Origin of the sequence: Yeosuana marina (assembly GCF_011762485.1) — a bacterium.
In the GTDB taxonomy this organism is placed as follows: Bacteria; Bacteroidota; Bacteroidia; order Flavobacteriales; family Flavobacteriaceae; genus Yeosuana; species Yeosuana marina.
The window spans coordinates 218430-244304 of the sequence record NZ_JAAKGI010000008.1 but is presented as its reverse complement, the minus strand read 5'-3'; the positions used below and the strand labels follow the sequence as shown (position 1 = coordinate 244304).

The 25875-nt window shown below is 32.4% G+C and carries 26 protein-coding genes; 12 read left to right on the top strand and 14 right to left on the bottom strand.

The genetic code is table 11. The features are described 5' to 3' along the window. Positions 1–802 precede the first annotated feature (802 nt). Positions 803–3604: a bifunctional YncE family protein/alkaline phosphatase family protein gene (locus tag G5V56_RS11360; protein WP_166965035.1), complete on the top strand. Its 2802-nt coding sequence runs from the start codon at positions 803–805 to the stop codon at positions 3602–3604. Between the two features lie 125 nt (positions 3605–3729). Here the strand turns inward: G5V56_RS11360 and G5V56_RS11355 are convergent, their stop codons facing one another. The 4 genes from G5V56_RS11355 to G5V56_RS11340 all read right to left on the bottom strand — a co-directional run bounded on the left by G5V56_RS11355 (position 3730) and on the right by G5V56_RS11340 (position 7222). Next, positions 3730–4458 carry a head GIN domain-containing protein gene (locus G5V56_RS11355; protein WP_166965033.1) on the bottom strand — a complete coding sequence of 243 codons (729 nt, stop codon included), beginning with the start codon at positions 4456–4458 and terminating at the stop codon, positions 3730–3732. 107 nt (positions 4459–4565) lie between these two features. Continuing rightward, a complete protein-coding gene (locus G5V56_RS11350; protein ID WP_166965031.1) occupies positions 4566–6380 on the bottom strand; it encodes a PspC domain-containing protein in 1815 nt (604 codons plus the stop codon). Further along, positions 6377–6718 (bottom strand): PadR family transcriptional regulator, encoded by a 342-nt coding sequence (locus tag G5V56_RS11345; protein ID WP_166965029.1) that lies wholly within the window; start codon positions 6716–6718, stop codon positions 6377–6379. Before G5V56_RS11345 ends, G5V56_RS11350 begins: the two co-directional genes overlap by 4 nt. Before the next feature lie 57 nt (positions 6719–6775). Next, entirely contained in the window at positions 6776–7222 is a 447-nt protein-coding gene (locus G5V56_RS11340) for a DUF4870 domain-containing protein (RefSeq protein WP_166965027.1), read from the bottom strand. A 148-nt stretch (positions 7223–7370) separates the two neighbouring features. Between G5V56_RS11340 and G5V56_RS11335 the strand changes: the two genes are divergently transcribed. From G5V56_RS11335 to G5V56_RS11325, 3 genes are all read left to right on the top strand, one after another. Further along, positions 7371–7832, top strand: a complete 462-nt coding sequence (locus G5V56_RS11335) for a DUF4442 domain-containing protein (RefSeq protein ID WP_166965025.1) — start codon at positions 7371–7373, stop codon at positions 7830–7832. Positions 7833–7903: 71 nt separating this feature from the next. After that, the gene (locus G5V56_RS11330; RefSeq protein WP_166965023.1) at positions 7904–8704 is read left to right on the top strand and encodes a TIGR00266 family protein; all 801 of its coding nucleotides are present in this window, start codon (positions 7904–7906) and stop codon (positions 8702–8704) included. A 132-nt stretch (positions 8705–8836) separates the two neighbouring features. After that, positions 8837–9034 carry a hypothetical protein gene (locus tag G5V56_RS11325; protein ID WP_166965021.1) on the top strand — a complete coding sequence of 66 codons (198 nt, stop codon included), beginning with the start codon at positions 8837–8839 and terminating at the stop codon, positions 9032–9034. Between the two features lie 27 nt (positions 9035–9061). Here the strand turns inward: G5V56_RS11325 and G5V56_RS11320 are convergent, their stop codons facing one another. Next, on the bottom strand, positions 9062–10000 hold the full coding sequence (locus G5V56_RS11320) for a LysR family transcriptional regulator (RefSeq protein WP_166965019.1): 939 nt from the start codon (positions 9998–10000) through the stop codon (positions 9062–9064). Positions 10001–10105: 105 nt separating this feature from the next. Here G5V56_RS11320 and G5V56_RS11315 point away from each other — a divergent pair, with 105 nt between their 5' ends. Continuing rightward, positions 10106–10585: a Dps family protein gene (locus tag G5V56_RS11315; protein ID WP_166965017.1), complete on the top strand. Its 480-nt coding sequence runs from the start codon at positions 10106–10108 to the stop codon at positions 10583–10585. Between the two features lie 66 nt (positions 10586–10651). Here the strand turns inward: G5V56_RS11315 and G5V56_RS11310 are convergent, their stop codons facing one another. From G5V56_RS11310 to G5V56_RS11285, 6 genes are read right to left on the bottom strand one after another with little or no spacing between them, the layout of a single operon-like run. After that, a complete protein-coding gene (locus G5V56_RS11310; RefSeq protein WP_166965015.1) occupies positions 10652–11983 on the bottom strand; it encodes a DUF58 domain-containing protein in 1332 nt (443 codons plus the stop codon). A gap of 42 nt (positions 11984–12025) precedes the next feature. Further along, positions 12026–12385, bottom strand: coding sequence for a DUF805 domain-containing protein (locus G5V56_RS11305; RefSeq protein WP_166965013.1), 360 nt, complete (start codon positions 12383–12385; stop codon positions 12026–12028). Positions 12386–12407: 22 nt separating this feature from the next. Beyond that, positions 12408–13478, bottom strand: coding sequence for an AAA family ATPase (locus G5V56_RS11300; RefSeq protein ID WP_166965011.1), 1071 nt, complete (start codon positions 13476–13478; stop codon positions 12408–12410). 2 nt (positions 13479–13480) lie between these two features. Beyond that, entirely contained in the window at positions 13481–14683 is a 1203-nt protein-coding gene (locus G5V56_RS11295) for a DUF4350 domain-containing protein (RefSeq protein WP_166965009.1), read from the bottom strand. Next, on the bottom strand, positions 14683–15408 hold the full coding sequence (locus G5V56_RS11290; protein ID WP_166965007.1) for an ATP-grasp domain-containing protein: 726 nt from the start codon (positions 15406–15408) through the stop codon (positions 14683–14685). Before G5V56_RS11290 ends, G5V56_RS11295 begins: the two co-directional genes overlap by 1 nt. 13 nt (positions 15409–15421) lie before the next feature. Then, positions 15422–16393 (bottom strand): stage II sporulation protein M, encoded by a 972-nt coding sequence (locus tag G5V56_RS11285; RefSeq protein ID WP_166965005.1) that lies wholly within the window; start codon positions 16391–16393, stop codon positions 15422–15424. A 24-nt stretch (positions 16394–16417) separates the two neighbouring features. Here G5V56_RS11285 and G5V56_RS11280 point away from each other — a divergent pair, with 24 nt between their 5' ends. After that, entirely contained in the window at positions 16418–17137 is a 720-nt protein-coding gene (locus tag G5V56_RS11280; RefSeq protein WP_166965004.1) for an RDD family protein, read from the top strand. Positions 17138–17160: 23 nt separating this feature from the next. Continuing rightward, the gene (locus G5V56_RS11275; RefSeq protein ID WP_166965002.1) at positions 17161–17763 is read left to right on the top strand and encodes a trimeric intracellular cation channel family protein; all 603 of its coding nucleotides are present in this window, start codon (positions 17161–17163) and stop codon (positions 17761–17763) included. On the opposite strand, the gene G5V56_RS11270 is transcribed toward G5V56_RS11275, so the two are convergent. Continuing rightward, positions 17760–18467 (bottom strand): peptidylprolyl isomerase, encoded by a 708-nt coding sequence (locus G5V56_RS11270; protein WP_166965000.1) that lies wholly within the window; start codon positions 18465–18467, stop codon positions 17760–17762. The two genes, G5V56_RS11275 and G5V56_RS11270, sit on opposite strands and share 4 nt — an antisense overlap. A gap of 2 nt (positions 18468–18469) precedes the next feature. Between G5V56_RS11270 and G5V56_RS11265 the strand changes: the two genes are divergently transcribed. The 5 genes from G5V56_RS11265 (at position 18470) to G5V56_RS11245 (ending at position 24377) form a co-directional block, all read left to right on the top strand. Further along, positions 18470–19111, top strand: a complete 642-nt coding sequence (locus tag G5V56_RS11265; protein WP_166964998.1) for an NUDIX hydrolase — start codon at positions 18470–18472, stop codon at positions 19109–19111. A 50-nt stretch (positions 19112–19161) separates the two neighbouring features. After that, on the top strand, positions 19162–19959 hold the full coding sequence (locus G5V56_RS11260) for a lysophospholipid acyltransferase family protein (protein ID WP_166964996.1): 798 nt from the start codon (positions 19162–19164) through the stop codon (positions 19957–19959). 134 nt (positions 19960–20093) lie between these two features. Continuing rightward, a complete protein-coding gene (locus tag G5V56_RS11255) occupies positions 20094–21383 on the top strand; it encodes an alkaline phosphatase family protein (RefSeq protein ID WP_166964994.1) in 1290 nt (429 codons plus the stop codon). A 119-nt stretch (positions 21384–21502) separates the two neighbouring features. After that, complete coding sequence (locus G5V56_RS11250) at positions 21503–23794, top strand: DNA topoisomerase 3 (protein ID WP_166964992.1); 2292 nt, start codon at positions 21503–21505, stop codon at positions 23792–23794. A 4-nt stretch (positions 23795–23798) separates the two neighbouring features. Continuing rightward, positions 23799–24377, top strand: a complete 579-nt coding sequence (locus tag G5V56_RS11245) for a pseudouridine synthase (RefSeq protein WP_166964990.1) — start codon at positions 23799–23801, stop codon at positions 24375–24377. On the opposite strand, the gene G5V56_RS11240 is transcribed toward G5V56_RS11245, so the two are convergent. Next, complete coding sequence (locus G5V56_RS11240) at positions 24366–25001, bottom strand: hypothetical protein (RefSeq protein WP_166964988.1); 636 nt, start codon at positions 24999–25001, stop codon at positions 24366–24368. The genes G5V56_RS11245 and G5V56_RS11240 overlap by 12 nt on opposite strands. 4 nt (positions 25002–25005) lie before the next feature. Continuing rightward, positions 25006–25500 carry an RNA polymerase sigma factor gene (locus G5V56_RS11235; protein ID WP_166964986.1) on the bottom strand — a complete coding sequence of 165 codons (495 nt, stop codon included), beginning with the start codon at positions 25498–25500 and terminating at the stop codon, positions 25006–25008. Positions 25501–25875: the final 375 nt, after the last annotated feature.

Sequence of the window (25875 nt, the reverse complement as noted above, 5' to 3'; positions counted from 1 at the left end):
GAGCCGTATGATGGGAGACTATCACGTACGGTTCTGTGAGAGGCTCGGGGTGAAACTCCCCTTGTCTACTCGACACATGGACGTTGGTCTTAACTCATGGGAAGATTGGCACAAATCATATTTAAGGACTAAGCACAGTTTGACTTCTAATGGCTTGATTGTAAATGACTTTATAGTCGATTTAGATAAATTGAAAAAATACTGTTCTAGTAGAGGTTTAAAAATTGATGGGAAAGCTAGATCACAATTCATATCTAACATAAAATGAATAAATAACATTTAGATTAAGTATAAGTCTTATTAACTGAATTGAATCCTCCCAAATAAGCGGCTTGAACAATTATGAAATTCAAGTTCAAGTGAGCTTTCATAAATTTCATTACCATTTATTTTGCTTTGGTTTTAAATAATATTTATCTTTATAGAACCAGTAGGTAAAGTAATTTATTTTGAGGTCATTTATAACCCCGTCAACAAATCGGCTAACAGATTGTTTTTTAAGATTGTAAATGATTGATATATAGCGCATAGTGTAGGGAAGGAGGCTTCCTGCCACCCCGACTAAAAATGAATAAAAAGAGCCTTGTAAATATATTTACAAGGCTTTTTTTCTACTATGGTAATTTGAATTAACCACTCTTTTATTCAATCTCTTTTTGTTCTATTTCATATCGTATTTGTTTTAGTACTTTAAATGAATTTGATAAAGTCTTAAATATTATATAAGAAAGTTTGTCTTTTATTTAATATGTGTCTAAGTTTATAGAAGTAATCTTTTAAACAAATAATAAGGCATATATCAATGAAAAAAATAATCCAATTGTTGGCTTTGCTTTTAATGTTTGGTTGTAATTCAGAAAAAAAGGTAGATGATGGTGTTTGGCTTATTTCAGCACCTGCTGGTAATGAGATAACAAAAATCAATCCAGAGGGTAAAACAGTTATCCCTAATGGGCGATTTATTACACCCTCAGGAAAAAGTATTATTACAGCTCCACATCCTTACGGATTAACACTAAGCCCAGACAGTAATATAGCAGTTACATCAAATTCTGGTACCAACCCAATATCAATTACAATCATTAGAAATATTTTATCAAATCACCCAGAACTTCAACAAATTCCGCCATCTCCATCCACTGATAAAGGGATTTTGGCTTCTGTTTTTATGGGATTAGCTATTTCTCCAGATAATCAAACGGTGTATGTGGCTGGAGGACAGGAAAATAAAATTTATTTATTTGATTTGACAAATGGAAAATCTAAAGGATTTATTGATTGCTCCTCTAAATCTGAAAATCATGATTATTCCGATGGATATATAGGTGATTTAAAACTATCTAAAGACGGAAAAACCGTTTATGCGGTCGATCAAATTGGGTTTAGAATGATTATTGCTGATACTGAGAGCAAAACACTAACTCAATCTGTTCCTGTGGGACGGTATCCATTCGGAATTTGTTTATCACCCGATGAGAAAAAAGTGTATGTAGCTAATGTTGGGATGTTTCAATATTCATATATAAAAGACAGCGATAAAGAAGATGCTAAAATTACTCCTATTAGTTATCCTGCATCTGCTTATGGTTCCAAAGAAATGGTTGAAGGTATTAAAAATGACACGATAAATATTAAAGGGTTAGGAGATGTTAATGCTATTGATGCCTTTTCTGTATTTGCTATCAGTTTAGAAGATAAAGCGAACCCAAAAGTAGTTGCAAAAATTAAGACAGGGCATTTAGTAGGTGCTATGATTGAAGGCATTCCCGCCGTTGGAGGGTCTAGTCCTAACTCCATTGTGGCAACTAATGATTATGTATTTGTTAGCAACGCCACTAACGATAATATCTCGGTAATTTCAATAAAAAAAGACACTATTGTAAACACTATTTCATTAAAACCAGATGCCCGAGTAAAACAATTTAGAGGTGTTATTCCGTTTGGACTAGCCATCAGTCCAGACCAAAAACGATTGTATGTTGCCGAATCTGGAATTAATGCCGTTGGCGTTATTAATGTTGAAGACCAAAAGGTGTTAGGTCATATCCCAACAGGCTGGTTTCCATCAAAAATTGAAGTAACGAATGATGGTAAAAAACTCGTTATAGCCAATGCCAAAGGATTTGGAAGTGGTCCAAACGGAGGAAAGTCATTTAAAATAGGGCCAGAAGGAAGCTATATTGGTTCGTTAATGAAAGGAACGGTTCAAGTGGCTGATATTCCTTCAGATGACCAACTAAAAAGTACGACGGATCAAGTTATTTCAAACAATTTTAAGTTCACAAAATCAACCGATACTATTTATAAAAAGAGAAAAGATAATCCCATTCCATTATATCCAGGAGAAAAAGTAAGTCCGATAAAACATATCGTGTTTATTTCAAAAGAAAACAGAACCTATGATGAGATTTTCGGACAAATAAAAAAAGGAAATGGAGATGAATCTTTAGCCAGATATGGAGAGCATGCATCTTTTACAAATAGAAATAAAACAGATTCTGTTACCGATGCTACAGTAATGCCCAATCATTTAGCGTTGGCAAGACAGTTTGGTTTAGCCGATAATTTTTATGTGGATTCTGATGTGTCTGCCGATGGGCACCGTTGGTTGGTAAACACCTATCCTAACGAATGGTGCGAAACAGCTACGGCAGCGAGTTATGGTGGTAACAGAAATTTTAAACCAAAATCTAAAGCACCTGGTATTTTTGCTATGAATGGTGCTGCAGGTGCTGTTTATCCAGAAGATTATAATGAAGCAGGTTCTATGTGGGATCATTTGGAGCGTAACCATGTAGATTTCTACAATTTTGGTTTTAGCATCATGTTTGAACCCGCATTATATGAGGCAGACTTTAAGTATACCGGCATTAAACAGTTTGTAAATTACCCTATGCCTCAACCTTTGTTTACACGCACTTCTAAAATGTATCCAACCTATAACACATCTATACCAGATCAATTTAGAATCGATCAGTTTAAAAAAGAATTTGATGAAAAATGGGTAAAAGGCAAAGATTCTATGCCAGAAATGATAACAGTAATTATTCCAAATGATCACGGTGCAGGAGACAGACCCGAAGCTGGTTATCCGTTTAAAGAAAGCTACATGGCAGATAACGATCTGGCTGTTGGTAGAATTGTCGAATATTTATCAAGAACACCGTATTGGAAAGATATGCTTATCGTTGTTACTGAAGATGATGCGCAAAATGGCGTTGATCATGTTGATGCTCACCGAAGTGTGCTAATGCTTATTTCTCCTTGGGTAAAACGAGATTATGTAAGCCATGTACATTATAGTTTTGGAAGTCTCTTTAAGACGTTTTGGAATGTTTTGGATTTACCATATTTAAATCAATATGATGCGAGCGCCACAGATTTATCAGACTTTTTTACAAGCACTCCGGATTACAAACCATATAATGCAATAGAAGTTGATCCAAGAATTTTCAATCCGCAAAAAGCGTTAGATCCGTTTGATGAACAATTTGATTGGAAATCGTTAAACGAATCACCTGAAATGGATAATGAAGAAGATATGCTGCGTGAAAGCAAAGAGGAAGATCGATACCGATTGGAAAATCGTGAAAAGGAAAAATAAACTATAAAATGAGACTAGTTTTTCCAATAATCTTAAGGATGTATGAAAAATCATGTGTCATTTTACTAAAACAAAAGCCTAAAGTAGTTTACTTTAGGCTTCTTTGATTGGTTTAAAAAGGTTGATTAACGTTTATTGATACTTCCCGAAGGACCACCATTTTTATTTACTGTTTTAGGGTTTCCGTAATACGTAATATCTCCGCCACTATTGGCATCTGCTGTTAATTCTTTGGAGGTGTTTACAGTAATATCTGCACCGCTATTCGCTGAAACACGACTTGATTGAGTCATTAAATCAGCAGCTTTAATATCACTTCCACTAGAGGCATCTGCTGTTAATTTATCTGTTTTTCCAGAAAGGTGTAAATCGCTTCCGCTGCTAGTACTACAGTTAAGATTTGTAGTATTAACTGTTAGTGTCATATCGCTTCCGCTAGACGTGTTTAATTCTAAATAATCACCAGTAATTGTGTTTGTAGCAACAACATCACTTCCACTAGATGAGGATATTTTAGAAATCTCTTTAAAATTCACCATGATTTTTTTAGAAGTAGCATGTCCTATATTTTTTTCAGCATAAATGTACAGAACATTATTTTTCACTTCAGTTTTAATAAGTTCTAGCAAGTTTTCATCGGCTTCAACAACAATATTTTCATCATTACCTTGTGTCAAAAATACGTCAAGTCCGTGACTAGCCTCGATAGCATTAAAGGATTCATTCAACGCTCGGTCTTGTATGCGTACATTGCCATTTCCTGTAACTCCGATGCCAAAATTCATATCGAAATTGCAAGAGAAAAGTAAAAAACTTAATAAGGTGGTTACAATGATTTTTGATAGTGTGGTCATAATTGTTCGTTTTTTGATTGATGATTAGTTATAGTTCAAATATCTTATAAAATGTTGTTGATTAGTAACTTAAATATCTGAAGTGTGGTTTTTTAAGGATGAATTGTTTATTTAGTATCTGATTTTATGTTTATACCGTTATTGTCAATGTTTACTTTTACTTCAGGACTTGTGGCTTTTAGGCCTTTGTTGTTAATTTTTAAACTACTACTATCAACTTTAACTTCAATACCGTCGTTATTTATTTTAATTCCATCTTTTTCGCCTTCAATGGAAACATCTATTTCTGGACAGTCTAAACATTCAACATCATCTTCAATAATTTTTAAGAAATGATCTGAATCGCTTGATGATACAATGTTACCATTATAGGTTCTGTAATTTAAAAACGATCGTGTATTATGGTTAAAGTTGGCAATAATTCCTTCTGGTAAATACAAAATCACAGCTACTTCCTGATCACTAAATTTATTTTTAGCTTCTGTTGTTAAATAATTATCTAAAAGAATTTCATTTGTTTTAAATGCATAGTTGTAACGGATGTTTTTTGCTCGCTCAATAGCCGAACTGTAATCACTACCATCAGCCGATTTTTCTATACTTATGGTTGCTAAAGAATCTGTTGTGGATTTTACAATAATTTTAATATCTGAAGAGAAAATAACACGTTCTCCATTTTCATTTCTAGCAAACTTAAAAGAACTATTATTTCTATATGAACTTCCGTAGGAATCATTATTAACCATTTTTATTTTCAATGTATCGGCAGGTGCCATATAAAACTCTTGTTTTTCAACAACATGTTCATTAAAAGCGTGTTCACTTGCTTGTCTGATGCCTACAATAACCAATCCAATGATAGATAGTATCCAAACACCTAACAGTGTAAATTTTGCAATGTTACCTATAGATTTTAAGTTGTTAACTAAAATTTTTAATCCTAAATAGAATAAGAAAAAGAACGGAATTCCAACTAAGAAAAAGGTTAATAAGGACACTAGCCAAATAGGTGTGTTTCCTACGTTTGCAATATCAACTAAGTCTAAACCTGGAATATGAACAATATTGGTAACTCCCAAAGAAAACAAGCCTACAATTAATGCAATTAAAGCAATTGCTCCAGTAATCATTAAAATAACACCAATAAATTTTGCAAACACAGTAAAGAGAAGCATGATAAGGTCTCCTATGGTATCAAAAAATGTTTTAGAACTAGATTTGATATTACTGCTTTGTTTCTTAAAATCTACATTTTTTGCAGCGTTTGAAACATTTTTAGCAGCACCAGAAAAAGAGTCTGTAACGTTTTTTGCTACATCACTAACAGTATCAGAAACAGTATCAAACCCGTCTTTGATTTTTTTTTCGATGTTGCTAATATTAACAGGTTCTCCTGTCATGGTTAACTTTTCAGCTGTAGTTCTGGCTTCAGGAACCAGTATCCAAAACAGCACATATATTAATATAAAGGTTCCTCCAGATCCAATAACTAACAATAACCATATTAAGCGAATCCAAACAGAATCGATGCCTAAATAGTGTCCTAAACCAGATGCAACACCACCAATGTATGAGTTGTCGGTATCTCTAAATAGTTTTTTTGAAGGTGATGTTTTTCTTTTAGGTGCTGGTTGAGGTTCATCTTCAAAAATTTCATCATCAACCAAATAATCTTCTGGTTGTCCCATGATAGAAATCACCTCGTCTACTTCTTTGTTGCCAATAACTTGTTTGTCGTGTTTTACACGCTCGCTAAAAAGTTCTGCAATACGAGCTTCAATGTCTGAAATAATTTCTGAACGACCTTGAGAGTCTGTAAATGAACGTTTTATAGCCTCAAGATAGCGTTGAAGTTTTTGGTATGCATCTTCATCAATATGAAAAAATATACCTGCTAAATTTATGTTGACTGTTTTATTCATTTTTTTGTTGATTTTTTTCTGGTTACTAGGTTAACGGCGTTTTGTAATTCGCTCCAAGTGGTATTTAATTCGTTTAGAAAAAGCTTTCCGGTTTCTGTTAAACCGTAATATTTTCTTGGTGGTCCTGATGTTGATTCTTCCCATCTGTAATTAAGAAGTCCAGCATTTTTAAGTCTTGTAAGTAAAGGGTAAATAGTACCTTCTACAACAAGCAACTTGGCGTCTTTTAGGGTATCTAAAATCTCTGCTACGTACGCGTCTTCATCTTTTAAGACCGAGAGTATGCAGTATTCCAATACACCTTTACGCATTTGTGCTTTTGTGTTTTCTATCTTCATGTTCTAAAGCGTTTAAATATTGTGAAACTGTTCATTTTTTGATTGATTTATGATTGATTATTTGATGAAATTTATTGTTAACGGATATTCATATAATTCGCCATCTCTAGCTTTTAAACTTGCTTTTATTATAAAAACTAGCTCTAAAATAAAACCAAGGACGGCAAGTCCACCTAGTGCTCCACCAATGTAAAGTAGAGGAGACGGTTTTCCTATATTAATATGGAAGGATTCAAAGCCGTTAAAATCAATAAAATCCATTCCATTAAAAATATTGAAAACAAAAAATGGAATACTAATGGTTCCTAAAATGATGGCATACAGTAAAATACTTATTTGAAAGTTAATAGCCTGCTTGCCGTGAGCATCTACAAATTCAGATTTTTCTTTATTACTTACCCAAAGGATGATTGGTCCTATAAAGTTTCCTAACGGAATTATAAACCTACTAAAGGTTGATAAATGAATAAAAGTTGCGATGTTTTTTTGATGACTATCTAACATGATTTTAAAAGTATATAATAATATCTTATACAAATATATATCTAAAGGAAGGTATTATGCAACACATAGTACTGAAATTTAACAAAATTTTAACAAATTGAAGTATGAACTATTTTCAATATTTTAGTGGAAAAATAAATAACAAATAATGAATATAACACCTAGAAAACTAAATGTGTACACTATTTTTAAATTGCCCTCAGCTTTTTTGTGTGGTGTTAGAACTAAATATATTGATGATGAACAGAGTATTGTAACTGTAAAGTATAAATGGATCAATCAAAATCCTTTTAAATCCATGTTTTGGGCAGTACAAGGAATGGCGGCAGAGTTTTCTACAGGCGCCTTGATGATTGGGAAAATACAAGATTCGGGTCAGCGTATATCTATGTTAGTGACTACCAATAATGCGACGTTTACCAAAAAAGCAACTGGTAAAATAACCTTTACGTGTAAGGATGGGCATCTTATAGATGATGCCATTAAAAACACGATAGCAACAGGAGAGGGACAAACTATCTGGATGCAATCTATAGGTGTTAACGAGGAAGGTATTGTGGTTTCAACTTTTAATTTTGAATGGAGTATTAAAGTGAAAAATAAAAGTTAAAAGGTTTCTTTTTAGTGTAACAAAATCATCTCAAGTTCAACATATAATAGAATTAACAAAAACTTTAAAATATGAATGCACACGAAATTGACTATAAGCTATATGGCGAAGAAATGCAATATGTAGAAATAGAACTAGATCCGCAGGAGGGCGTTGTTGCTGAAGCAGGAAGTTTTATGATGATGGACGACGGCATTAAAATGGAAACCATTTTTGGAGATGGCTCTACTAAAAACGAAGGGTTTTTAGGGTCTATTTTAGGAGCGGGAAAACGTATTCTTACGGGAGAAAGTTTATTTATGACTGCCTTTTATAATAATCTGGTTGGAAAACGGAAAGTTTCTTTTGCATCTCCTTATCCAGGGAAAATTATTCCTATTGATTTAACAGAGTTTGGAGGCAAATTTGTATGTCAGAAAGATGCCTTTTTGTGCGCTGCTAAAGGTGTAAGCATTGGGATAGAATTTAGTAAGCGTTTAGGTCGTGGTCTTTTTGGAGGTGAAGGCTTTATTATGCAAAAGCTTGAAGGAGATGGTTTGGTGTTTGTGCATGCGGGAGGAACCATGGCAAAAAAGGTGTTGCAAGCAGGCGAGACGCTTCGAGTTGATACGGGTTGTATCGTAGGCTTTACACAACATATAGATTACGATATTGAGTTTATTGGCGGTATAAAAAATACCATCTTTGGAGGTGAAGGACTCTTTTTTGCAAAATTACAAGGTCCGGGAACTGTGTATATTCAATCATTACCATTTAGCAGATTAGCAGGTCGTGTTTTGGCGTCTGCTCCAAAAGGCGGCGGAAAAAATAAAGGTGAGGGCAGTATTTTAGGAGGAATAGGGGATTTACTGGATGGTGATAACAGATTTTAATTGTTAATTTATTTTAAAAAATCATTAACCTATTAATTTTTTTATTAAATTTATAAAGCAAAAATTTTAAAGACTTGCCTATTGAAAATTTTTACTTTATAATTTTTTATAACCAAAACCTCAATATATATTATGGCAAGAGCAATGTTAGAGTACACCAAAACTGTTCTTAAAAAAGTTAGTTTTGATGCAGCGTTGTTCTGCAGAGAAGTACAAAAGGCAATCGAAAGATTATTACCTTATGAGATTGAAGAACTTAAAATATTTATTCATTCTCTTGTACGGCAGAACCCCGAATTAAACCAATGTTTAGTTTATTTAAAACCTTAATAAAAGAGCGACGTTAGTCGCTCTTTTTTATTTAGGTAACGGGCTAATTATTTCAACATTTTGAAAAGCAATAGCGCCTCTAATAATACCAGCTATAATACTTTGTAACGCTTCTATTATTTGCATTTTTAATTCACTTTTATGGTATATAATACTTACTTCTCTTGCGGGGGTTGGCTCATTAAAATAATGTAAATTACCTTTCTCTGACTCCTTAACATCTAGGGTGTGTAAATATGGTAAAAGGGTCATTCCTAGACCTTCATTTGATAATTTAATTAATGTTTCTATACTACCACTTTCTATTTGAAATTTATCTTCAGTATGAGATTTGAATGTTTTACAAAGATTAATAACACCATCTCTAAAACAGTGACCATCTTCTAAGAGCAGCATATCATCGAGATCTAATTCAGAAACATCAATTTTTTTACTTTGGTGAAGTCTATGACTCTTAGGAATATAACTTACAAATGGCTCATAATACAAGACACGTTCTTTAATGAGTTCTTGCTCTAAAGGAGTGGCTACAATAGCGGCATCTAAATGGCCATCAATAATTCTTGAAATAATTTCTTCGGTAGTTAATTCTTCTATTTTAAGCTTAACTTTTGGATGTCTCTTAATGAATGTTTTTAAAAACATAGGCAACAAGGTGGGCATAATGGTAGGGATAATACCTAGTTTAAATTCACCACCAATAAACCCTTTTTGTTGATCTACAATATCTTGAATCCTGTAAGATTCATTAACAATATTTCTGGCTTGAGTTACAATTTTTCTGCCAACATCAGTCAGCTCAATTGGTTTTTTAGTTCGGTCAAAAATTTGAACATCTAATTCATCTTCTAATTTCTGAATTTGCATGCTAAGTGTTGGTTGTGTAACAAAACACTTTTCAGCTGCTTTTGTAAAATTTTGTTGTTCAGCTACTGCTAAAACATAGTATAATTGCGTAATAGTCATTTGTATTGATTTGTACTATAAAGATATAAAAAGCATCAATAAAATCTATGTGAATGTGTGTTAATAATAGATTAAATTTGTAGTGAATTTAAAAAACAATACAAAATGAAACTTAATAGTCTAGGATTAGACCAAGAAAAAACAAAAGATTTAGCTAACGATTTAAATATGTTATTAGCTAATTTTCAAACTTATTATCAAAATTTACGTGGTATTCACTGGAATATAAAAGGTAAAAGATTTTTTGATTTACATGTAAAATTTGAAGAATTATATACAGATGCAAATTTGAAAGTAGATGCTATAGCTGAACGTATTTTGACTTTAGGTGAAACCCCATTACATACATTTGAGGATTACACAGCACATTCAAAAGTCCCAGTCGGTAAAAACGTTTCTCAAGACGATTTAGCGGTTCGGCTGATAGTAGATTCTTTAAGTGAACTACTTAAAATTGAAAGAAAAATTTTAGATAAATCTGATGAAGCTAATGATGAAGGAACAAACTCTATGATGAGTGACTTTATTACAGAGCAAGAAAAAACCATTTGGATGATGAAAGCTTGGTTAAGCGAAACTGTTTAATTTAAAACAGATTGATTAATAGTTTAGTTAGTTAGAGAAAAGAGCGTTTTTAACGCTCTTTTTTTATTATAATAGGCCTCTAGATTTTATTTCTAAATATTTATTAATGGTGTCAATTGTTAAATTTTCAGGGGTGGTAAGTATTGAATAGATACCATATTTTTTTAGCTCATTCACAATAAGACGTTTTTCAAAAGCAAATTTTTCAGCAATCACCTTATCATATACTTGTTGAATAGTTTTTGCTTTATCATTAATTAAACTATTCAATTCTGTATTTTTAAAGAAAATAACAACCAGTAAATGACTTTTAGCAATAGCCTTCAAATACGGTAATTGTCTTTCTAAACCACCTAAAGTTTCAAAATTGGTGTATAATAAAATAAGACTTCTGTGATTAAGCTGGCGTTTAATACTTCCGTATAATCTGCTAAAATCACTTTCAAAAAAATCAGTCTTCATGTTATAAAGTGCTTCTAGTATAAGTTGCATTTGAGAGTTTCGCCTTTGGGCTACTATCATATTATCAACTTTTTTAGAGAAAGAAAGTACCCCGGCTTTATCGTGCTTTTTTAAAGCAATACTACTAATAACTAAGGATGCATTTATAGAATAATCTAAAAGACTTAAACCATTAAAAGGCATTTTCATGACACGTCCTTTATCAATAATTGAATAGACAGGTTGTGATTTTTCATCTTGAAACTGATTAACCATTAGTTGATTTTTCTTAGCGGTAGCTTTCCAGTTTATGGTGCGTAAATCGTCTCCTAGCACATACTCTTTTATTTGTTCAAATTCCATAGTATGACCAAGTCGTCTTACTTTTTTTATACCATAATCTAATGAGTTTTGATTGATATTTAATAATTCAAACTTTTTTAATTGTTTAAAACTTGGGTAGGTTGGCACCATGCCACCTTGGTTGAAGGTATATCGTTTTGCTACTAAATTTATTACCGAAGCAGCATATATGTTGAGGTGACCAAAGTGGTATTCGCCACGCTCAGTAGGTTTTAAATAATACGTTAAAGATTTAGATGTTTTAGGTGGAACAGCAGCTTTTAGTTTAAAATCTCTCATCTGAAATTGCTCCGGAATTTCGTCAATAATTTCTAAAGAGATGGAAATGGGATAGTTATTATTTATGTATAATTCAACTGAATTGTTGTCACCATTTGAAAACTTATCAGGCAATAGTCTAGCGGCTTCAATATTATTTTTTCCGATGAAAACAATTAAAAAGTCTAAAATAAAAAGAACTATTAAGGCTAAGATTGAAAGTTGAGCAATATTGAACAAAATAGGGATAAAATAACTTAAACTAAACAAAACCACGATGCCAATGCCAACATAGAAAAAACGGGGTTGTATGTATAATGGTTTTATAAGTTTCATAGCTATCTCAATAGTTTCTGGATAAAGAAATTTTATTTTAAATTATTCATTTTCAACAGGGACGCCTATTTCGTCAATGTTGTCGTGGTTTCCTTTTCCTTTTGGATTATTTCCATATTCATTTGGTCCATAATCGCTATCCGCAAAAAGCATCCAAAGACCATAAAAAGGAATAAGTTGATACCAGCCACTATTACCTCTGTCATGACAGCGTTTGGCTCCTTGAGCCAACATAAACCATAACAATGGTATCAAAATAATTAAAAATAGGACAGATAAATTTTCGTTTAGTTCTGCGACTAGACCAGATAATCCGATATAAATAACAATATAAATTAAATAGCTTAATCCGTATTCGGTTCTTCTAATTCTTCCGTTAAAGGAAAAAGGAGTTTTAAACATGGTTCTAAATTTTAATTAAACATTATCTTGGTATCTCAACAGTTTCAATAATTTGTGTAATAACTTGTTTACTGGTTATGCCTTCCATTTCGCGTTCTGGAGTGACTATAACGCGATGATGAAGCACTGGAATAGCAGCTCTTTTAATATCTTCGGGTGTTACAAAATCTCTACCAGACATAGCTGCAAAGGCTTTACTGGCTTTTAAAATAGCAATAGAAGCTCTTGGTGAGGCGCCTAAATATAAAAACTGATTATTTCTGGTGGCTACAATAAGTTCTGCTATGTATTTTAGTAAATGTTCTTCAACCAAAATCTGTGAGACTAAACTTTGGTAGTTTGAAATTTGTGCAGCGGTTAAAAACGGTGAAATAGCGTCCGTTTTAATGGCATCCTTCAGGAGATGTTCTTTTGTTAAAATTTCAATTTCTTCATCTAAATTTGGATAATCGACATCTATTTTAAATAAAAACCGGTCTAATTGTGCCTCTGGTAATCTATAAGTGCCTTCTTGTTCTATGGGGTTTTGCGTAGCTAAAACCATGAACGGCGCCTCTAATTTAAATTTATTGCCATCAATGGTTATTTGTTGTTCTTCCATAACTTCAAATAAGGCTGCTTGTGTTTTTGCAGGCGCACGGTTAATCTCATCAATTAGAATCATATTGGAGAAAATAGGTCCTTTTTTGAATTCAAACTCTGAGTCTTTAAGATTGAAAATAGAGGTTCCCAAAATATCACTTGGCATTAAATCGGGCGTAAATTGAATTCTACTAAAATCAACACTCAAAGATTTGGCGATTAGTTTGGCGGTGATTGTTTTAGCAACGCCTGGAACGCCTTCAATTAATGAATGACCTTTAGCTAAAAGTGAAGCAATAAGCATGTCTACCATATCTGTTTGTCCAACAATAACTTTTCCTATTTCTTGCTTAATTTTGATAACGCTATGTTGTAATTCAGATACATCTAAACGATTTTGAAATTCTAAATTGGTAGTGTTTTCTTCTGAAACAGTTTCATTTTGTGATGTTGTTTCAGGGTTTGGTAAAAAATCACTGTGATTTTCTGGGTCTTTATGTTCTTCTTCCATAATTATTTTGAATAAAAAGCTTCTATATGTTTGTTGAGTATGATGAGGTTGTCTTCAAAAAACTCTTTTTTAGATTTTAATAATTTGATATAATTGATGAGTGTTTTTACGTCTTGTTTTTTCTTCCCAGTTTTTGAAGCTAATTTTAAAATAAACTCATCATTTAAAACAGAGGTGTCTAAATTATAATCGGTTCTAATTTTTTCTAAAAAGTACGTTATTTTTTTTTCGATTAGGTTTTTGTGGTCTTGCGTGTCAAAATATAGATTCGATATTGTTTTTACAAAAGCAATGGTTGTATTTGGCAGAGGTTTGATTATTTTAATAATTCGTTGTCTGCGTTTTGCATTAAAAATCACAAATAGAAGAGTGAAAATCAAAGAGGTATACCACGCCCATTTAAAAGATAGTTGTTCTAAAAACCAACTTAAATTAGATTTTTTTTCGGCATCTCCATAGCCTGATTGAATTTTGGTATACGAATCAAAATAGACATCATTTTCTGGTAGAAAGGACAAAACACCTTCTACATATTTATAGCGGTCGTCTTTTAAAATATTGTAGTTGGTAAAAGCTTTAGGTTCTAAATGCAAATATATATGACCTTTCCCAAAAGATACATCAATAAAGTTAACATGTTTTTCGTCTGTTTTAACATATCCTAAAATGTGGCAATTAATAGAATCGAAACTAGAAAAATAATTGACGCCTACATTTTTATCGATTATTGTGCTTTTTAGGTTTTTGTTTTCAAAAGACATATAAGAGATGCTGTCTTTTTTGTTTAAAGCATAATCAATATCGATACTTAAAGTATCATGAATTTTTTGACTGAAATAATAATCTGATATAAAAAGGGTGTTTCCTGTATCAACAAAGTGCAATAATTCATCAATAGATTCGTCATCTAAATAGTCTGAATTTCCAATAATTATAAAACTGCCTTTAGCTACATGATCGCCATCTCCATTTTCAGAATTAGCTTTTAAATAACTTGCAGGCGTATAATAAACAGTTCTTACTGTATCGTTTTTAAAAAGTTTTGGTAGCTCGTTATAAAATACACTTACGCCGTATGGTTTGGTGCTTTTTTCGTTGAATGATTCTCTCCAATCAACGGTTTTGGTTCGTTTTACACCAATGGCTATGGCAGCGGTAACAATTAAGGCAGCAAGAAGAATAAGTATAGGGAGAACTTTCTTCATTATTCTACTTGATTTAATAACGTTACAAAATCACCTTTAGCTTTTGTATATTGTTCTATATTCAGCGGAAACTTGCCATACCAAATGTAATTGTATAAATAAGACACGTATGAAAATGTAGTGCAGAAAGGTTTCGAGTTAATCTCATTTAAATATTCAGCATTGGTTTTGTCTTCTTCAAATTTAATGTGGTTTTTTATACTTAATGTTTTTAAAACAAGCAAATAATAGTATCTAATGGCTAACCGGTAATCATTGTTGCTTTCGGCATCAAGTATGAGCGCATTGATATCCACATTTTGAATATTATCGGCAGTGATTTCCTCATGGTTATCAAGCTTTTTGCTTTGTTTAGAAGAAAATAGGCCCGTTCCTCCTTCGTTTAATAGAATGTAAACTAAATATAAAACAGCAATGATAATAACTAGATAAAACAACCAGCTGAACGGTCCTAGATTGATAGTAAAATGTTCTCGATCATTCGATTCTTTTAAATGAGGGTTCTCATTTTTTTTATAATCTTCATATTTTCCAGAACCTGAATTCGCAGTTGATACAATCTCTTTTCCTTCATAATTATATTTCTTATCTGAATACTGTTCTTTGAAATTTTGATCAAATGTTCTGATGTGTTTTGGGGTTTGTTGAATATTCCCATAACTATTTTGAATACTAGTGAAGCCTAAGAACAGCAGAAAAATAATATGAATTTTATTTGGTATCAATTAGATATGTAGGTTAAATAGGGCTTTGAATTATTTCTTTATGGACTTTAAACGGATAAATTATGTAATAAAAACTAATAAAACTTAGTGTGATAATTATAATACTAACAGATAACCAATTGGGCATGCTATTAGAATAACGTGTTATAAATCCTTCTAAAAAACCAGCAAAAAATGTAAATGGAAATGTACTGATTAAAATTTTAATACCAGTTTTTGCACCCAGTTTAAATGAGGTGTACCTAGAATGTGTGCCCGGAAATAAAATGCTTGCACCAAGAAGAAATCCTGCAGCAGCTTCAATAACAATGGCAAAAATTTCCATGGAGCCGTGAATCCAAATACCACGAACACTTTCCCAAAACACATTTTTTTCATAAAAAAAATACTGAAAAGATCCCAACATAATACAGTTTTTAAATAGGATATAAATGGTGCCCACACCACCAAAAACACCCAAAACAAAGGACATAACGCCTACTTTTAAATTATTAATAGTGATGCCTATAAAACTACCCCAATTACTTCCGCTTTTATAAATAGCAACGGGATCTCCAGCTTCAATGTTTGCAAGCGTTTGGTCTACATAACTATCACCTAAAATAGAGCGAACAAACTCACCATCATTGGCAGCTGAAATAGCTCCGATAAACGTAAATGCGAAAAAAATAATAAAGGCGACGTAAATAAATTTACGGTATTGGTAGCAAATTAATGGGACTTCGGTTTTCCAAAAAGCGACAATTCTATTGGTGTCTTCCCGTTTTGTTTTATAAATTTTTTGAAACGCTTTTGCCGCTAACTGATTTAAATAGTCAATAACCCTACTTTTAGGATAATAGGTTTGTGCGTAGGCTAAATCGTTTATTAAATGTATATATTGTGTGGCAAGTTCATCAGGATCTTTAAAGTCATTATTAAAGATGGCTTTTTCAAAACTTAGCCATTTTTCCTTATTTTGCTTTATGAATGAAACTTCTCTCATATATTTGTTAAATTAAAATATAAAATGTCAGAGTTACAAATTAACACGACCCAAAATGTAAAAATTAAATTTAAGGCTGCTGGAGCAGGAGAGCGCTTGCTAGCTTTTATAATTGATTTAGCTATTAAAATAGGGTATTTGGTTGTGGTTGCAAATGTTTTTGATGCTTTTAAAAACATGGATCAATGGTCACAAATAGGTATTAATACTATTCTTAGTTTGCCTGTTATGTTTTATACATTTGCTTTAGAATCTTTTTTACAAGGACAAACTCTTGGTAAGCGTGCACTTAAAATACAAGTCGTTAAAATTGACGGATACCAAGCGTCTATTTCTGATTATGCGGTGCGTTGGTTTTTTAGAATTGTTGATATTTATGTTTTTGGTTTAGGTTTTTTTGTGATGATGTTTAATAAAAAAACACAACGTTTGGGTGATATGGCTGCAGGAACTGCTGTTATTGCATTAAAAGATAAGGTGACCATTAATCACACTATTTTAGAGGATTTAAAGGAAGACTACAGGCCAACGTATCCCAATGTTATTAAATTGTCTGATAATGATGCACGAATAATAAAAGATACCTTTACTGTGGCAAGAGCGTCAAGAGATTATCAGACGCTAATAAAATTAAGAAAAAAGCTTGTCGAAGTCGTTGATATAAAAGAAGTAAAACAAAAAACAGATATAGAGTTTATTGATGCGATTTTAAAGGATTATAATTATTATACTCAAGATATGTGACTACAATCACAACTTAAAAACATATGTTTTATACTATAGATATTTTAGGAACCATTGCTTTTGCTATTTCGGGGGTGTTAGTTGCTTTTAATAAACGGATGGATTTATTTGGAGTTTTAATCATTGCATTTGTTACAGCAGTAGGAGGAGGAACTCTAAGAGATTTACTTATTGGCGAGGCGCCCGTTACCTGGATGAAAGATATGACCTATAGCTATGTTGTTATGGCTTCGGCTATTTTTGCAATTATCTTTAGAAGTAAAATAAACTATTTAAGAACGTCCTTATTTCTATTTGACACTATTGGTATTGGTTTATACACATTAGTCGGCATAGAAAAAGGACTTAGTGCGGGATTACATCCTATAATTTGTATTGCTTTAGGAACTATGACGGCCAGTTTTGGAGGAGTTATAAGAGATATTTTATGTAACGAAATTCCTGTTATATTCAGAAAAGAAATTTATGCCACAGCTTGTATTGCAGGCGGTGTAGTTTATTTCCTTTTAATTAAATTACCTATAGACAGTAATATTGTATTTGTAATTTCAGGAATTGTTGTAATTGTAATAAGACTCCTTGCTGTTAAATTTAAAATCAGATTACCAAATATCTATAGAGATTAATTGATAATTTCAGCTTTTCTAATGTAAACATTATGTATGGGCCAATCACCATCATCAGTTTTAACAGCAGCTATTTTGTCAACCACATCCATCCCCCTGATTACTTTGCCAAAAACCGTGTAATCACCATCTAAAAAATGAGAGCCACCATGTTGCTGTACAATAAAGAATTCATAAGGAGAAGCTAATTTATAAGGATTTTCAATATCACTACTAGGCATCGAAATAACGCCGCGTTCATGTGTGTATCCTCTGTTGGTGTCTGTCGGCAATAAGTACTTACCTATTTTATCACGTTTTTTAGCTGTTTTTACATCATCACTATTTCCTCCTTGTATAATATAGTTGTCAATAACTCTGTAAAATTGTGTTCCATTAAAATAGCCTCGTTTTGTTAAATAGATAAAATTGGCTCGGTGAAATTTGGTTTCATTAAACAACAAAATATCAATAGTTCCAAAATCAGTAGTCAAACGTACTTTGTTTTCTTTGTTATGCTTGTCATATTCTAAAAAGAATTCCATAGCGTTTTGAAGACCATCTAAAACTGGATAGGTCTTTTTAGTCTCTTCTATAGTGTCTTTAATAACCTGTTTTTGTTCTGTAGTTGTTTGATTTATTTCTACCTTTTTTTTCTTCTTAGAATGTTTATCTTCACAATTCAGAAATAAAATACAAATACATATTAGCCAAATAAGTCTCATAAATGAATTTTGATGAATTTTTACTATCGATTTCAAAAATAAAAAATATACCGCTCCCAGCCGAAACATCTCAGTTTAAAATGGCGCCGCCTTTTAGAAAAGAATTGTTAGAAAAGCATAAGGACGCTGTTAAATATGCTAAAAAAGCAGGAGTTTTAGCCCTTTTTTATCCAGATAAAAACCAGGAAACCAATTTTGTATTAATACTTAGAAAAACCTACAAAGGTGTACATTCCGCACAAGTGTCGTTTCCTGGTGGAAAGCTTGAAGCTACTGATACATCCCTTGAAGATGCTGCTTTAAGAGAAACTTTTGAAGAAGTTGGTGTGCCTATTTCTGATATAAAAGTTGTAACACCTTTAACAGAGGTTTACATACCACCTAGCAACTTTTATGTACAACCTTTTCTTGGAGTTTTAGACAAAAAACCTTCTTTTAAAAAAGAAGAAAGCGAAGTTGAGGATATTATTGAAATACCATTAAAACATTTTTTTAGTGAAGACGTAACAGTTTTAGAAAAAGTAGCAACCTCGTATAGTGTTGATGTTGAGGTGCCTGCCTATTTTTTAAACGGACATATCGTTTGGGGGGCAACAGCTATGATTTTGAGTGAGGTTAAAGACCTATTAAAACAATTGATGTAATTTATAGTTTTATTACATTTGTAAACAACTAACTAATTGAAGACTGATATATGGCGTTGTTTAAACGAAATCCATTTGGGCATATTCTTATTGTAAAAAAATGGTTGATTAGAATTCTTGGAATCATGACCCATAGACGTTTTAGAGGATTTAATGAACTGCAAATCGAAGGGTCAGATATTTTTAAAGACTTACCAGATACAAACGTACTTTTCATATCAAATCACCAAACTTATTTTGCTGATGTAGTGGCAATGTTTCACGTGTTTAATGCGAGTTTGAGTGGTCGAGTAGATTCCATAAAAAACGTAGGTTACCTTTGGAATCCTAAGCTTAATATTTATTATGTAGCAGCCAAAGAGACCATGAGAGCTGGATTGTTGCCAAAAATTTTGGCTTATGTGGGCTCGGTTAGCATTGAGCGAACCTGGAGAGCAGAGGGGAAGGAAGTCAATAGGCAAGTAAAAATGAGTGATATCTCAAATATAGGTAAAGCTTTAGAGGATGGTTGGGTAATTACTTTTCCTCAAGGAACAACAACCCCTTTTAAACCTATTAGAAAAGGAACAGCACATATAATTAAACGTTACAAGCCAGTAGTGATTCCAATCGTTATTGATGGATTTAGACGGTCATTTGATAAAAAGGGCCTACGGGTGAAAAAGAAAAATATTCTACAATCTATGGAAATTAAAGCCCCGTTAGAGATAGATTACGAAAATGACACCACTGAAGATATTGTGACTAAAATTGAATACGCTATCGAGCAACATCCATCGTTTCTAAAAGTGGTTTCAGAAGAAGAATTAGCTGCTTTAGAGGAATTAAATAAACTTCGTAAGTGGTAACTGTAAAGACTTTCATTTAAATAGTTTATAAGAGTAAATGTTAATAGTTTTTTAATCTACCATCTTGTCAAAAAAATTAACTTTATAGAATCAAAATATACAACTAACTGTTCATAAAGAAGATTTAAATGACAATGAGAAAAATTATATATGTACTTTTTTTATTTATAAGTGCAGCAATTATATCATCCTGTAAAACAAGAGCTAATTTAAATGATACATCATCACTTACTGTCAATTCAAAAGCTTCAGAAGCAAAACCGTACCTCATATTGGTTTCTCTTGATGGTTTTCGTTGGGATTATGTAGAGCGATTTAAACCACCTCATTTAACTAGTTTTATAAAAAACGGGGTGAAAGCAGAATCTTTAATTCCTTCATTTCCGTCTAAAACATTTCCTAATCATTACACTATAGCAACAGGTATGTATCCCGAGCATCATGGTATTTTAGGGAATTCTTTTTACAGTTATGAAAAGAATGTGATCTACAAAATTGGAAATCGTGATATGGTTGAAGATGGAAGTTTTTATGGAGGCACACCAATCTGGGTACAAGCAGATAAAGCAGATATGGTAACAGCAAGCTATTTTTTTGTTGGTTCTGAAGCTGATGTTCAAGGTATTAGACCGACCTATTACAAAAGATATGATGGCAGTGTAAAAAATGAAGTTCGCGTTGCTCAAGCTTTGCAGTGGTTAAAACTACCAGCAAAGGAAAGGCCACATTTAATTACTTTATATTTTTCTGATATGGATGATATAGGGCATCGATTTAGCCCTAATAACAATGAAAAAATAAAAAAGGCTCTTTTTGATTTAGATGAGACCTTAGGTAATTTGTTTAAAGGAGTTAAAGAAACAGGACTTCCTGTTAATATTATAATTGTATCAGATCATGGTATGACTGCTATTCCTGTGAAAAATTATATTCCGATTGAGAGCATAAAAAATGATGACTTGTTTTTAACAATTAGCAATGGTGCGATTGTAAATATATACCCTAAAGATAAAACGAAAATTGACTCTATTTATAACTATTTGAAAAAGAAAGAGACCAATTTTAAAGTCTATAAAACTGAAAATACGCCAGGGTTTGAATATGTACCTAAAAATAAAAACTGGGGAGCTATTCAAGTGCTGCCAGATTTAGGATATTATTTCACTAAGCAAACTAGTATAGAAACCATGAATTCTAAAAACCCCAATGCTGTATTTGGAGTGCATGGGTATGATACCAGTTTTAAAGATATGCATGGTATTTTTTATGCGAATGGTCCTGCCTTTAAAAACGGGTATGTGATGCCTTCAGTAAAAAATATTCATATTTATCCATTAATGTGTGATATATTGGGGTTACCAATTCCAGGCGATATTGATGGGAAGTTAATTGAAATGCAAGGTGTTCTTAAATCTAAGGAGTAATAACTAAATTTTAAAACACCCGTTGTTGTCAATTTTAATCAGTTAATAACTACTGACAATTCCCTTTTAAAAAACATACCAAAATCCTTAATTTGCACTTCACATTTAAATAAGAATAAGTGAAAGTCTGTATTGCAGAAAAGCCAAGTGTAGCGCGAGAGATAGCGTCTGTTTTAGGTGCAAACACCAAACATGATGGTTATTTTGAGGGTAACGGATATGCAGTAACCTATACGTTTGGGCATCTGTGTACACTCATGGAGCCGCATGATTATAAACCCTATTGGAAAAGCTGGGACTTAAACAATCTGCCCATGCTTCCCGAAAAGTTTCAAACCAAAGTGGTGGCTAATTCTGGTATTCAAAAGCAATTCAAGATAGTAAAAAGTCTTTTTGATAAAGCTGAGGTTGTTATAAACTGCGGAGATGCCGGTCAAGAAGGGGAACTTATTCAACGTTGGGTGATGCATCAAGCCAACTATAAAGGAGAAGTAAAACGCTTGTGGATTTCGTCATTAACTACTGAAGCTATTAAAGAAGGTTTTGAAAACTTAAAACCTTCAAAAAATTATGATAATCTGTATTATGCTGGTTTTTCCAGAGCGATTGGCGATTGGCTGTTGGGTATGAATGCGACGAGATTATACACGGTTAAACATGGAGGTTACAAGCAAGTATTATCGGTAGGAAGGGTGCAAACACCCACTTTGGCTATGGTGGTTAATCGTTTTAAAGAGATTGAAAATTTCAAACCACAACCATATTGGGAACTACAAACTCTTTATAGAGATACGCTTTTTAGTTATGAAGATGGACGATTTTTAAAGAAGGAAGATGGAGAAACCTTAGCCAATAAGGTTAAAGAAAGTGATTTTGAGATTGTTTCTATTGAAAAAAAGAAAGGCAACGAATATGCCCCCAAACTGTTTGATTTAACAGGACTGCAAGTGTATTGTAATACCAAATTTGGATTTTCGGCGGATGATACACTTAAAATTGTTCAGACATTATACGAACAAAAAGTAGTAACCTATCCTAGAGTAGATACCACGTTTTTACCAAACGATGTATATCCTAAAGTACAAGGTATTTTACAAAAGTTAACTGATTATGCAAGTTTAACACAGCCACTTTTAGGCAAGAAAATAAAAAAATCATCTCGAGTATTTAACGATAAAAAAGTAACCGATCACCATGCTATTATCCCAACAGGGATGCAAATCAGGTTACAATACAATCAGCAACAAGTGTACGATATTATTGTAAAACGCTTTATTGCGGTTTTTTATGATGATTGTTCGGTGTCAAATACCACGGTTTTAGGAAAAGCTGCTCAGGTTCCTTTTAAAACAACTGGAAAGGAAATTTTAAAAAAAGGATGGCGTATTGTTTTTGAAACTCCCGATTCAAAAGAAAAAGAATCGGGTGTGTTGCCAACGTTTGTTAAAGGCGAAAAAGGACCACATGAACCGTCTTTTTTAGAAAAAGAAACGAAGCCACCTAATCAATTTACTGAGGCATCGTTGTTACGTGCTATGGAGACAGCTGGTAAACAGGTGGATGATGATGAATTAAGAGACTTAATGAAAGAAAATGGTATTGGACGCCCGTCAACCAGAGCCAATATTATTGAAACTCTTTTTAAGCGAAAATATATTAAACGTAATAAAAAACAAGTGTTGCCTACGGTTACGGGTATTCAATTAATTGATACCATACAAAATGAACTGTTGAAATCGGCCGAATTAACGGGTTCTTGGGAAAAACAACTAAAGGATATTGAAAAAGGAGAGTTTAGTGCGGCAGCCTTTATAAAAAATATGAAACGTATGGTTGATGCGTTGGTTTATGAAGTAAGAAGCGAGACTAATCGGGCAAATATTTCGTATGCTATAACGGTTAAAGAACGTGAAGCAAAAGCAACAAAAAAGCAGAAGGCTGGTATGTCTGCAGAATTGTGTCCTAAATGTCATAAAGGAACGATTATAAAAGGAAAATCGGCTTATGGGTGTAGTCATTATAAATCAGGATGCCACTTTTTAATGCCATTTAGTTTTCAGGGTAAAAAAATATCAGAAAAACAGTATCTAAGGCTGCTTCAAAAGGGTTCAACAGTTAATTTAAAAGGCTTTAAAACAGATTCTGGAGAGGTTGAAGGGTTGATTCGTTTTGATGAGAATTTCAACCTTAAATTAGAGCCTAAACAAACTTCCGCGAAAGCGAAAGAAAAAGACTTGTTATGTCCTAAATGTAAAAAGGGATCCATAGTAAAAGGAAAAACAGCGTATGGTTGTAGTGATTATAAATCAGGCTGTGATTTTAGGATGTCTTTTGATGAGGTTAGAGACAAGATTAATGGGCAAAAGGCAACCAAAGACCTTGTTTTTAGTATTTTAAAAGAAAGTGTTTAAATCAATGCATAGACATTTTATCATTTACAAACCTTACGGTTATTTAAGCCAGTTTTATAGCAATTCAAAGCAACAACAAAAGAAACGATTTTTAGGAGACTTATATGACTTTCCAGAAAATGCCATGGCTATTGGTAGGCTAGATGAAAAATCGGAAGGCTTGTTACTTATTACCACCGATGGGAAAACTAGTGATTTTGTAAACAGCCAAAAGGTTAATAAAGAATATTACGCGTTGGTTGATGGCGATATTTCGGAAGAAGCTATTGCTAAGTTACAAGCAGGTGTTGAAATTGGTTTTGAAGGAAAAAAGTATATAACCAAACCCTGTAAAGTTTTTAAATTGGAAACCATTCCGGAATTGCCAGAGCGCTCCAAAAAAATACGAGATGATAGGCATGGACCAACGTCTTGGGTATCTATTACCCTTAATGAAGGCAAGTTTCGTCAAGTACGAAAAATGACGTCTGCTGTTGGGTTTTCAACCTTAAGATTGGTTCGAGTTAGAGTAGGGGCAATTCAGCTTAATTCTATGAATTCTGGCGATGTTATTGAGGTGAATGAGTTTAGTTTAAACTTCTAGTTTTTTTAATTCTTTATAGTTTCGGTTTAAACGTTTTAGTAAAAGCCCATAAATAAGCCTATAAAAAAGCCAAATTAAAAGTACAAATACTCCAGTGAATAGAATTATAATTCCAAAGAAAATAAAGAGTTGTTTATTGTTCAATTTTTCAATGGCGTGTGATAGTTCGGAGTTATGAAGAATAGCAAGATACATGGCTATAACCATAGATATAAAGGCCATAACTAAATTATAAATAACATAGTATTTAATGATTTTACGTGTTTTTAAAATACTCTCCATTAACTTCTTTGCATTATCTATCACGCAGATTGCTTTGTACGATTTAAAGAGCAAATAAATAAATAATAATATAACGCCATAGCTAATTATAGTAAGACCAGTAATGACTAAAGTGTCAGAATAAATCTCATCAAGACGTTCTCTGTAACTGCCCGATGTGAAAAATGGGATGCAATTAATTAAGGTCCAAAATACTAGTTCAGCAATGCTTATATAGAATAATGTCTTAACTATAGAAGACGACTTTTTTTGAAGTATTGGGTATATCTCATTGGAAGTTAGTTGCTTATATCCAGCATCCTGTTTTTTCCAGTCTTTTTTTAATAATTCTAACTCATCCATAGGTTTACGGATTTAATATGGTTTTAAGTTTGTTTTTTATTCTATTCATCTTCACACGGGCATTCACTTCACTTATTCCCATTGTTTCACTAATTTCTCTATAGTCTTTATCTTCTAAATATAAAAACACAAGAGCCTTTTCAATATCATTTAATTCGTGTACAGCTTTGTATAATGTTTTTAATTGTTGCTCCTCGGTATCATCATAATCCTCGGCTTTAATTCTAAATTCAACTCCATCAAAATCTTGCGTATTGACGCGTCGTTTTGATTTTCTATATAAAGTAATAGCAGTATTTAATCCAACGCGATACATCCATGTACTAAATTTTGAATCACCACGAAATTTAGGATATGCTTTCCATAATTGTATGGTAATTTCTTGAAACAAATCATTGTGTGCATCGTAATTATCAGTATATAATCTACAGACTTTATGGACTATATTTTGATGCTTTTCTAGCAATTCAACAAAACTATGTTCTAGTTCTTTATTCAAATTTGATTCGTTAGTTATATGTAAGTAGCTTAATGGTTTAAAACGTTACAAAAGCTTCAGGAAATTAATTTAAAAAACATCTTTTGGGTGAGCTTTTTTATAAATCACTTTTTATATCAGTAGGATTTTATTGTTTTGAAAACTATTAAAGTTTTTGTTTATATAATTGTGTAAATAATCTGATTGAATGATGGTTAAGTAGTTGTTATAGAGATAATCTATTGTTAGTTTTTTTGTTTAAAGTTGACTTTTCATGGTTTGAATAAAACGAATATATAAAAAAAATAGTTAATACAATATGAGGTGGTAATTTATACTTTAAAAGATTTTTTTCACTGTTTTTTAATGAATATTTTGAATACTTTTTTGACTAAT

What these genes read in the sequence shown, in the direction of transcription:
- G5V56_RS11360 (WP_166965035.1), top strand. Translation starts at nt 803, where the DNA reads ATGAAAAAAATAATCCAATTGTTGGCTTTGCTTTTAATGTTTGGTTGT.
- G5V56_RS11355 (WP_166965033.1), bottom strand. Translation starts at nt 4,458, where the DNA reads ATGACCACACTATCAAAAATCATTGTAACCACCTTATTAAGTTTTTTA.
- G5V56_RS11350 (WP_166965031.1), bottom strand. Translation starts at nt 6,380, where the DNA reads ATGAATAAAACAGTCAACATAAATTTAGCAGGTATATTTTTTCATATT.
- G5V56_RS11345 (WP_166965029.1), bottom strand. Translation starts at nt 6,718, where the DNA reads ATGAAGATAGAAAACACAAAAGCACAAATGCGTAAAGGTGTATTGGAA.
- G5V56_RS11340 (WP_166965027.1), bottom strand. Translation starts at nt 7,222, where the DNA reads ATGTTAGATAGTCATCAAAAAAACATCGCAACTTTTATTCATTTATCA.
- G5V56_RS11335 (WP_166965025.1), top strand. Translation starts at nt 7,371, where the DNA reads ATGAATATAACACCTAGAAAACTAAATGTGTACACTATTTTTAAATTG.
- G5V56_RS11330 (WP_166965023.1), top strand. Translation starts at nt 7,904, where the DNA reads ATGAATGCACACGAAATTGACTATAAGCTATATGGCGAAGAAATGCAA.
- G5V56_RS11325 (WP_166965021.1), top strand. Translation starts at nt 8,837, where the DNA reads ATGGCAAGAGCAATGTTAGAGTACACCAAAACTGTTCTTAAAAAAGTT.
- G5V56_RS11320 (WP_166965019.1), bottom strand. Translation starts at nt 10,000, where the DNA reads ATGACTATTACGCAATTATACTATGTTTTAGCAGTAGCTGAACAACAA.
- G5V56_RS11315 (WP_166965017.1), top strand. Translation starts at nt 10,106, where the DNA reads ATGAAACTTAATAGTCTAGGATTAGACCAAGAAAAAACAAAAGATTTA.
- G5V56_RS11310 (WP_166965015.1), bottom strand. Translation starts at nt 11,983, where the DNA reads ATGAAACTTATAAAACCATTATACATACAACCCCGTTTTTTCTATGTT.
- G5V56_RS11305 (WP_166965013.1), bottom strand. Translation starts at nt 12,385, where the DNA reads ATGTTTAAAACTCCTTTTTCCTTTAACGGAAGAATTAGAAGAACCGAA.
- G5V56_RS11300 (WP_166965011.1), bottom strand. Translation starts at nt 13,478, where the DNA reads ATGGAAGAAGAACATAAAGACCCAGAAAATCACAGTGATTTTTTACCA.
- G5V56_RS11295 (WP_166965009.1), bottom strand. Translation starts at nt 14,683, where the DNA reads ATGAAGAAAGTTCTCCCTATACTTATTCTTCTTGCTGCCTTAATTGTT.
- G5V56_RS11285 (WP_166965005.1), bottom strand. Translation starts at nt 16,393, where the DNA reads ATGAGAGAAGTTTCATTCATAAAGCAAAATAAGGAAAAATGGCTAAGT.
- G5V56_RS11280 (WP_166965004.1), top strand. Translation starts at nt 16,418, where the DNA reads ATGTCAGAGTTACAAATTAACACGACCCAAAATGTAAAAATTAAATTT.
- G5V56_RS11275 (WP_166965002.1), top strand. Translation starts at nt 17,161, where the DNA reads ATGTTTTATACTATAGATATTTTAGGAACCATTGCTTTTGCTATTTCG.
- G5V56_RS11270 (WP_166965000.1), bottom strand. Translation starts at nt 18,467, where the DNA reads ATGAGACTTATTTGGCTAATATGTATTTGTATTTTATTTCTGAATTGT.
- G5V56_RS11265 (WP_166964998.1), top strand. Translation starts at nt 18,470, where the DNA reads ATGAATTTTGATGAATTTTTACTATCGATTTCAAAAATAAAAAATATA.
- G5V56_RS11260 (WP_166964996.1), top strand. Translation starts at nt 19,162, where the DNA reads ATGGCGTTGTTTAAACGAAATCCATTTGGGCATATTCTTATTGTAAAA.
- G5V56_RS11255 (WP_166964994.1), top strand. Translation starts at nt 20,094, where the DNA reads ATGAGAAAAATTATATATGTACTTTTTTTATTTATAAGTGCAGCAATT.
- G5V56_RS11245 (WP_166964990.1), top strand. Translation starts at nt 23,799, where the DNA reads ATGCATAGACATTTTATCATTTACAAACCTTACGGTTATTTAAGCCAG.
- G5V56_RS11240 (WP_166964988.1), bottom strand. Translation starts at nt 25,001, where the DNA reads ATGGATGAGTTAGAATTATTAAAAAAAGACTGGAAAAAACAGGATGCT.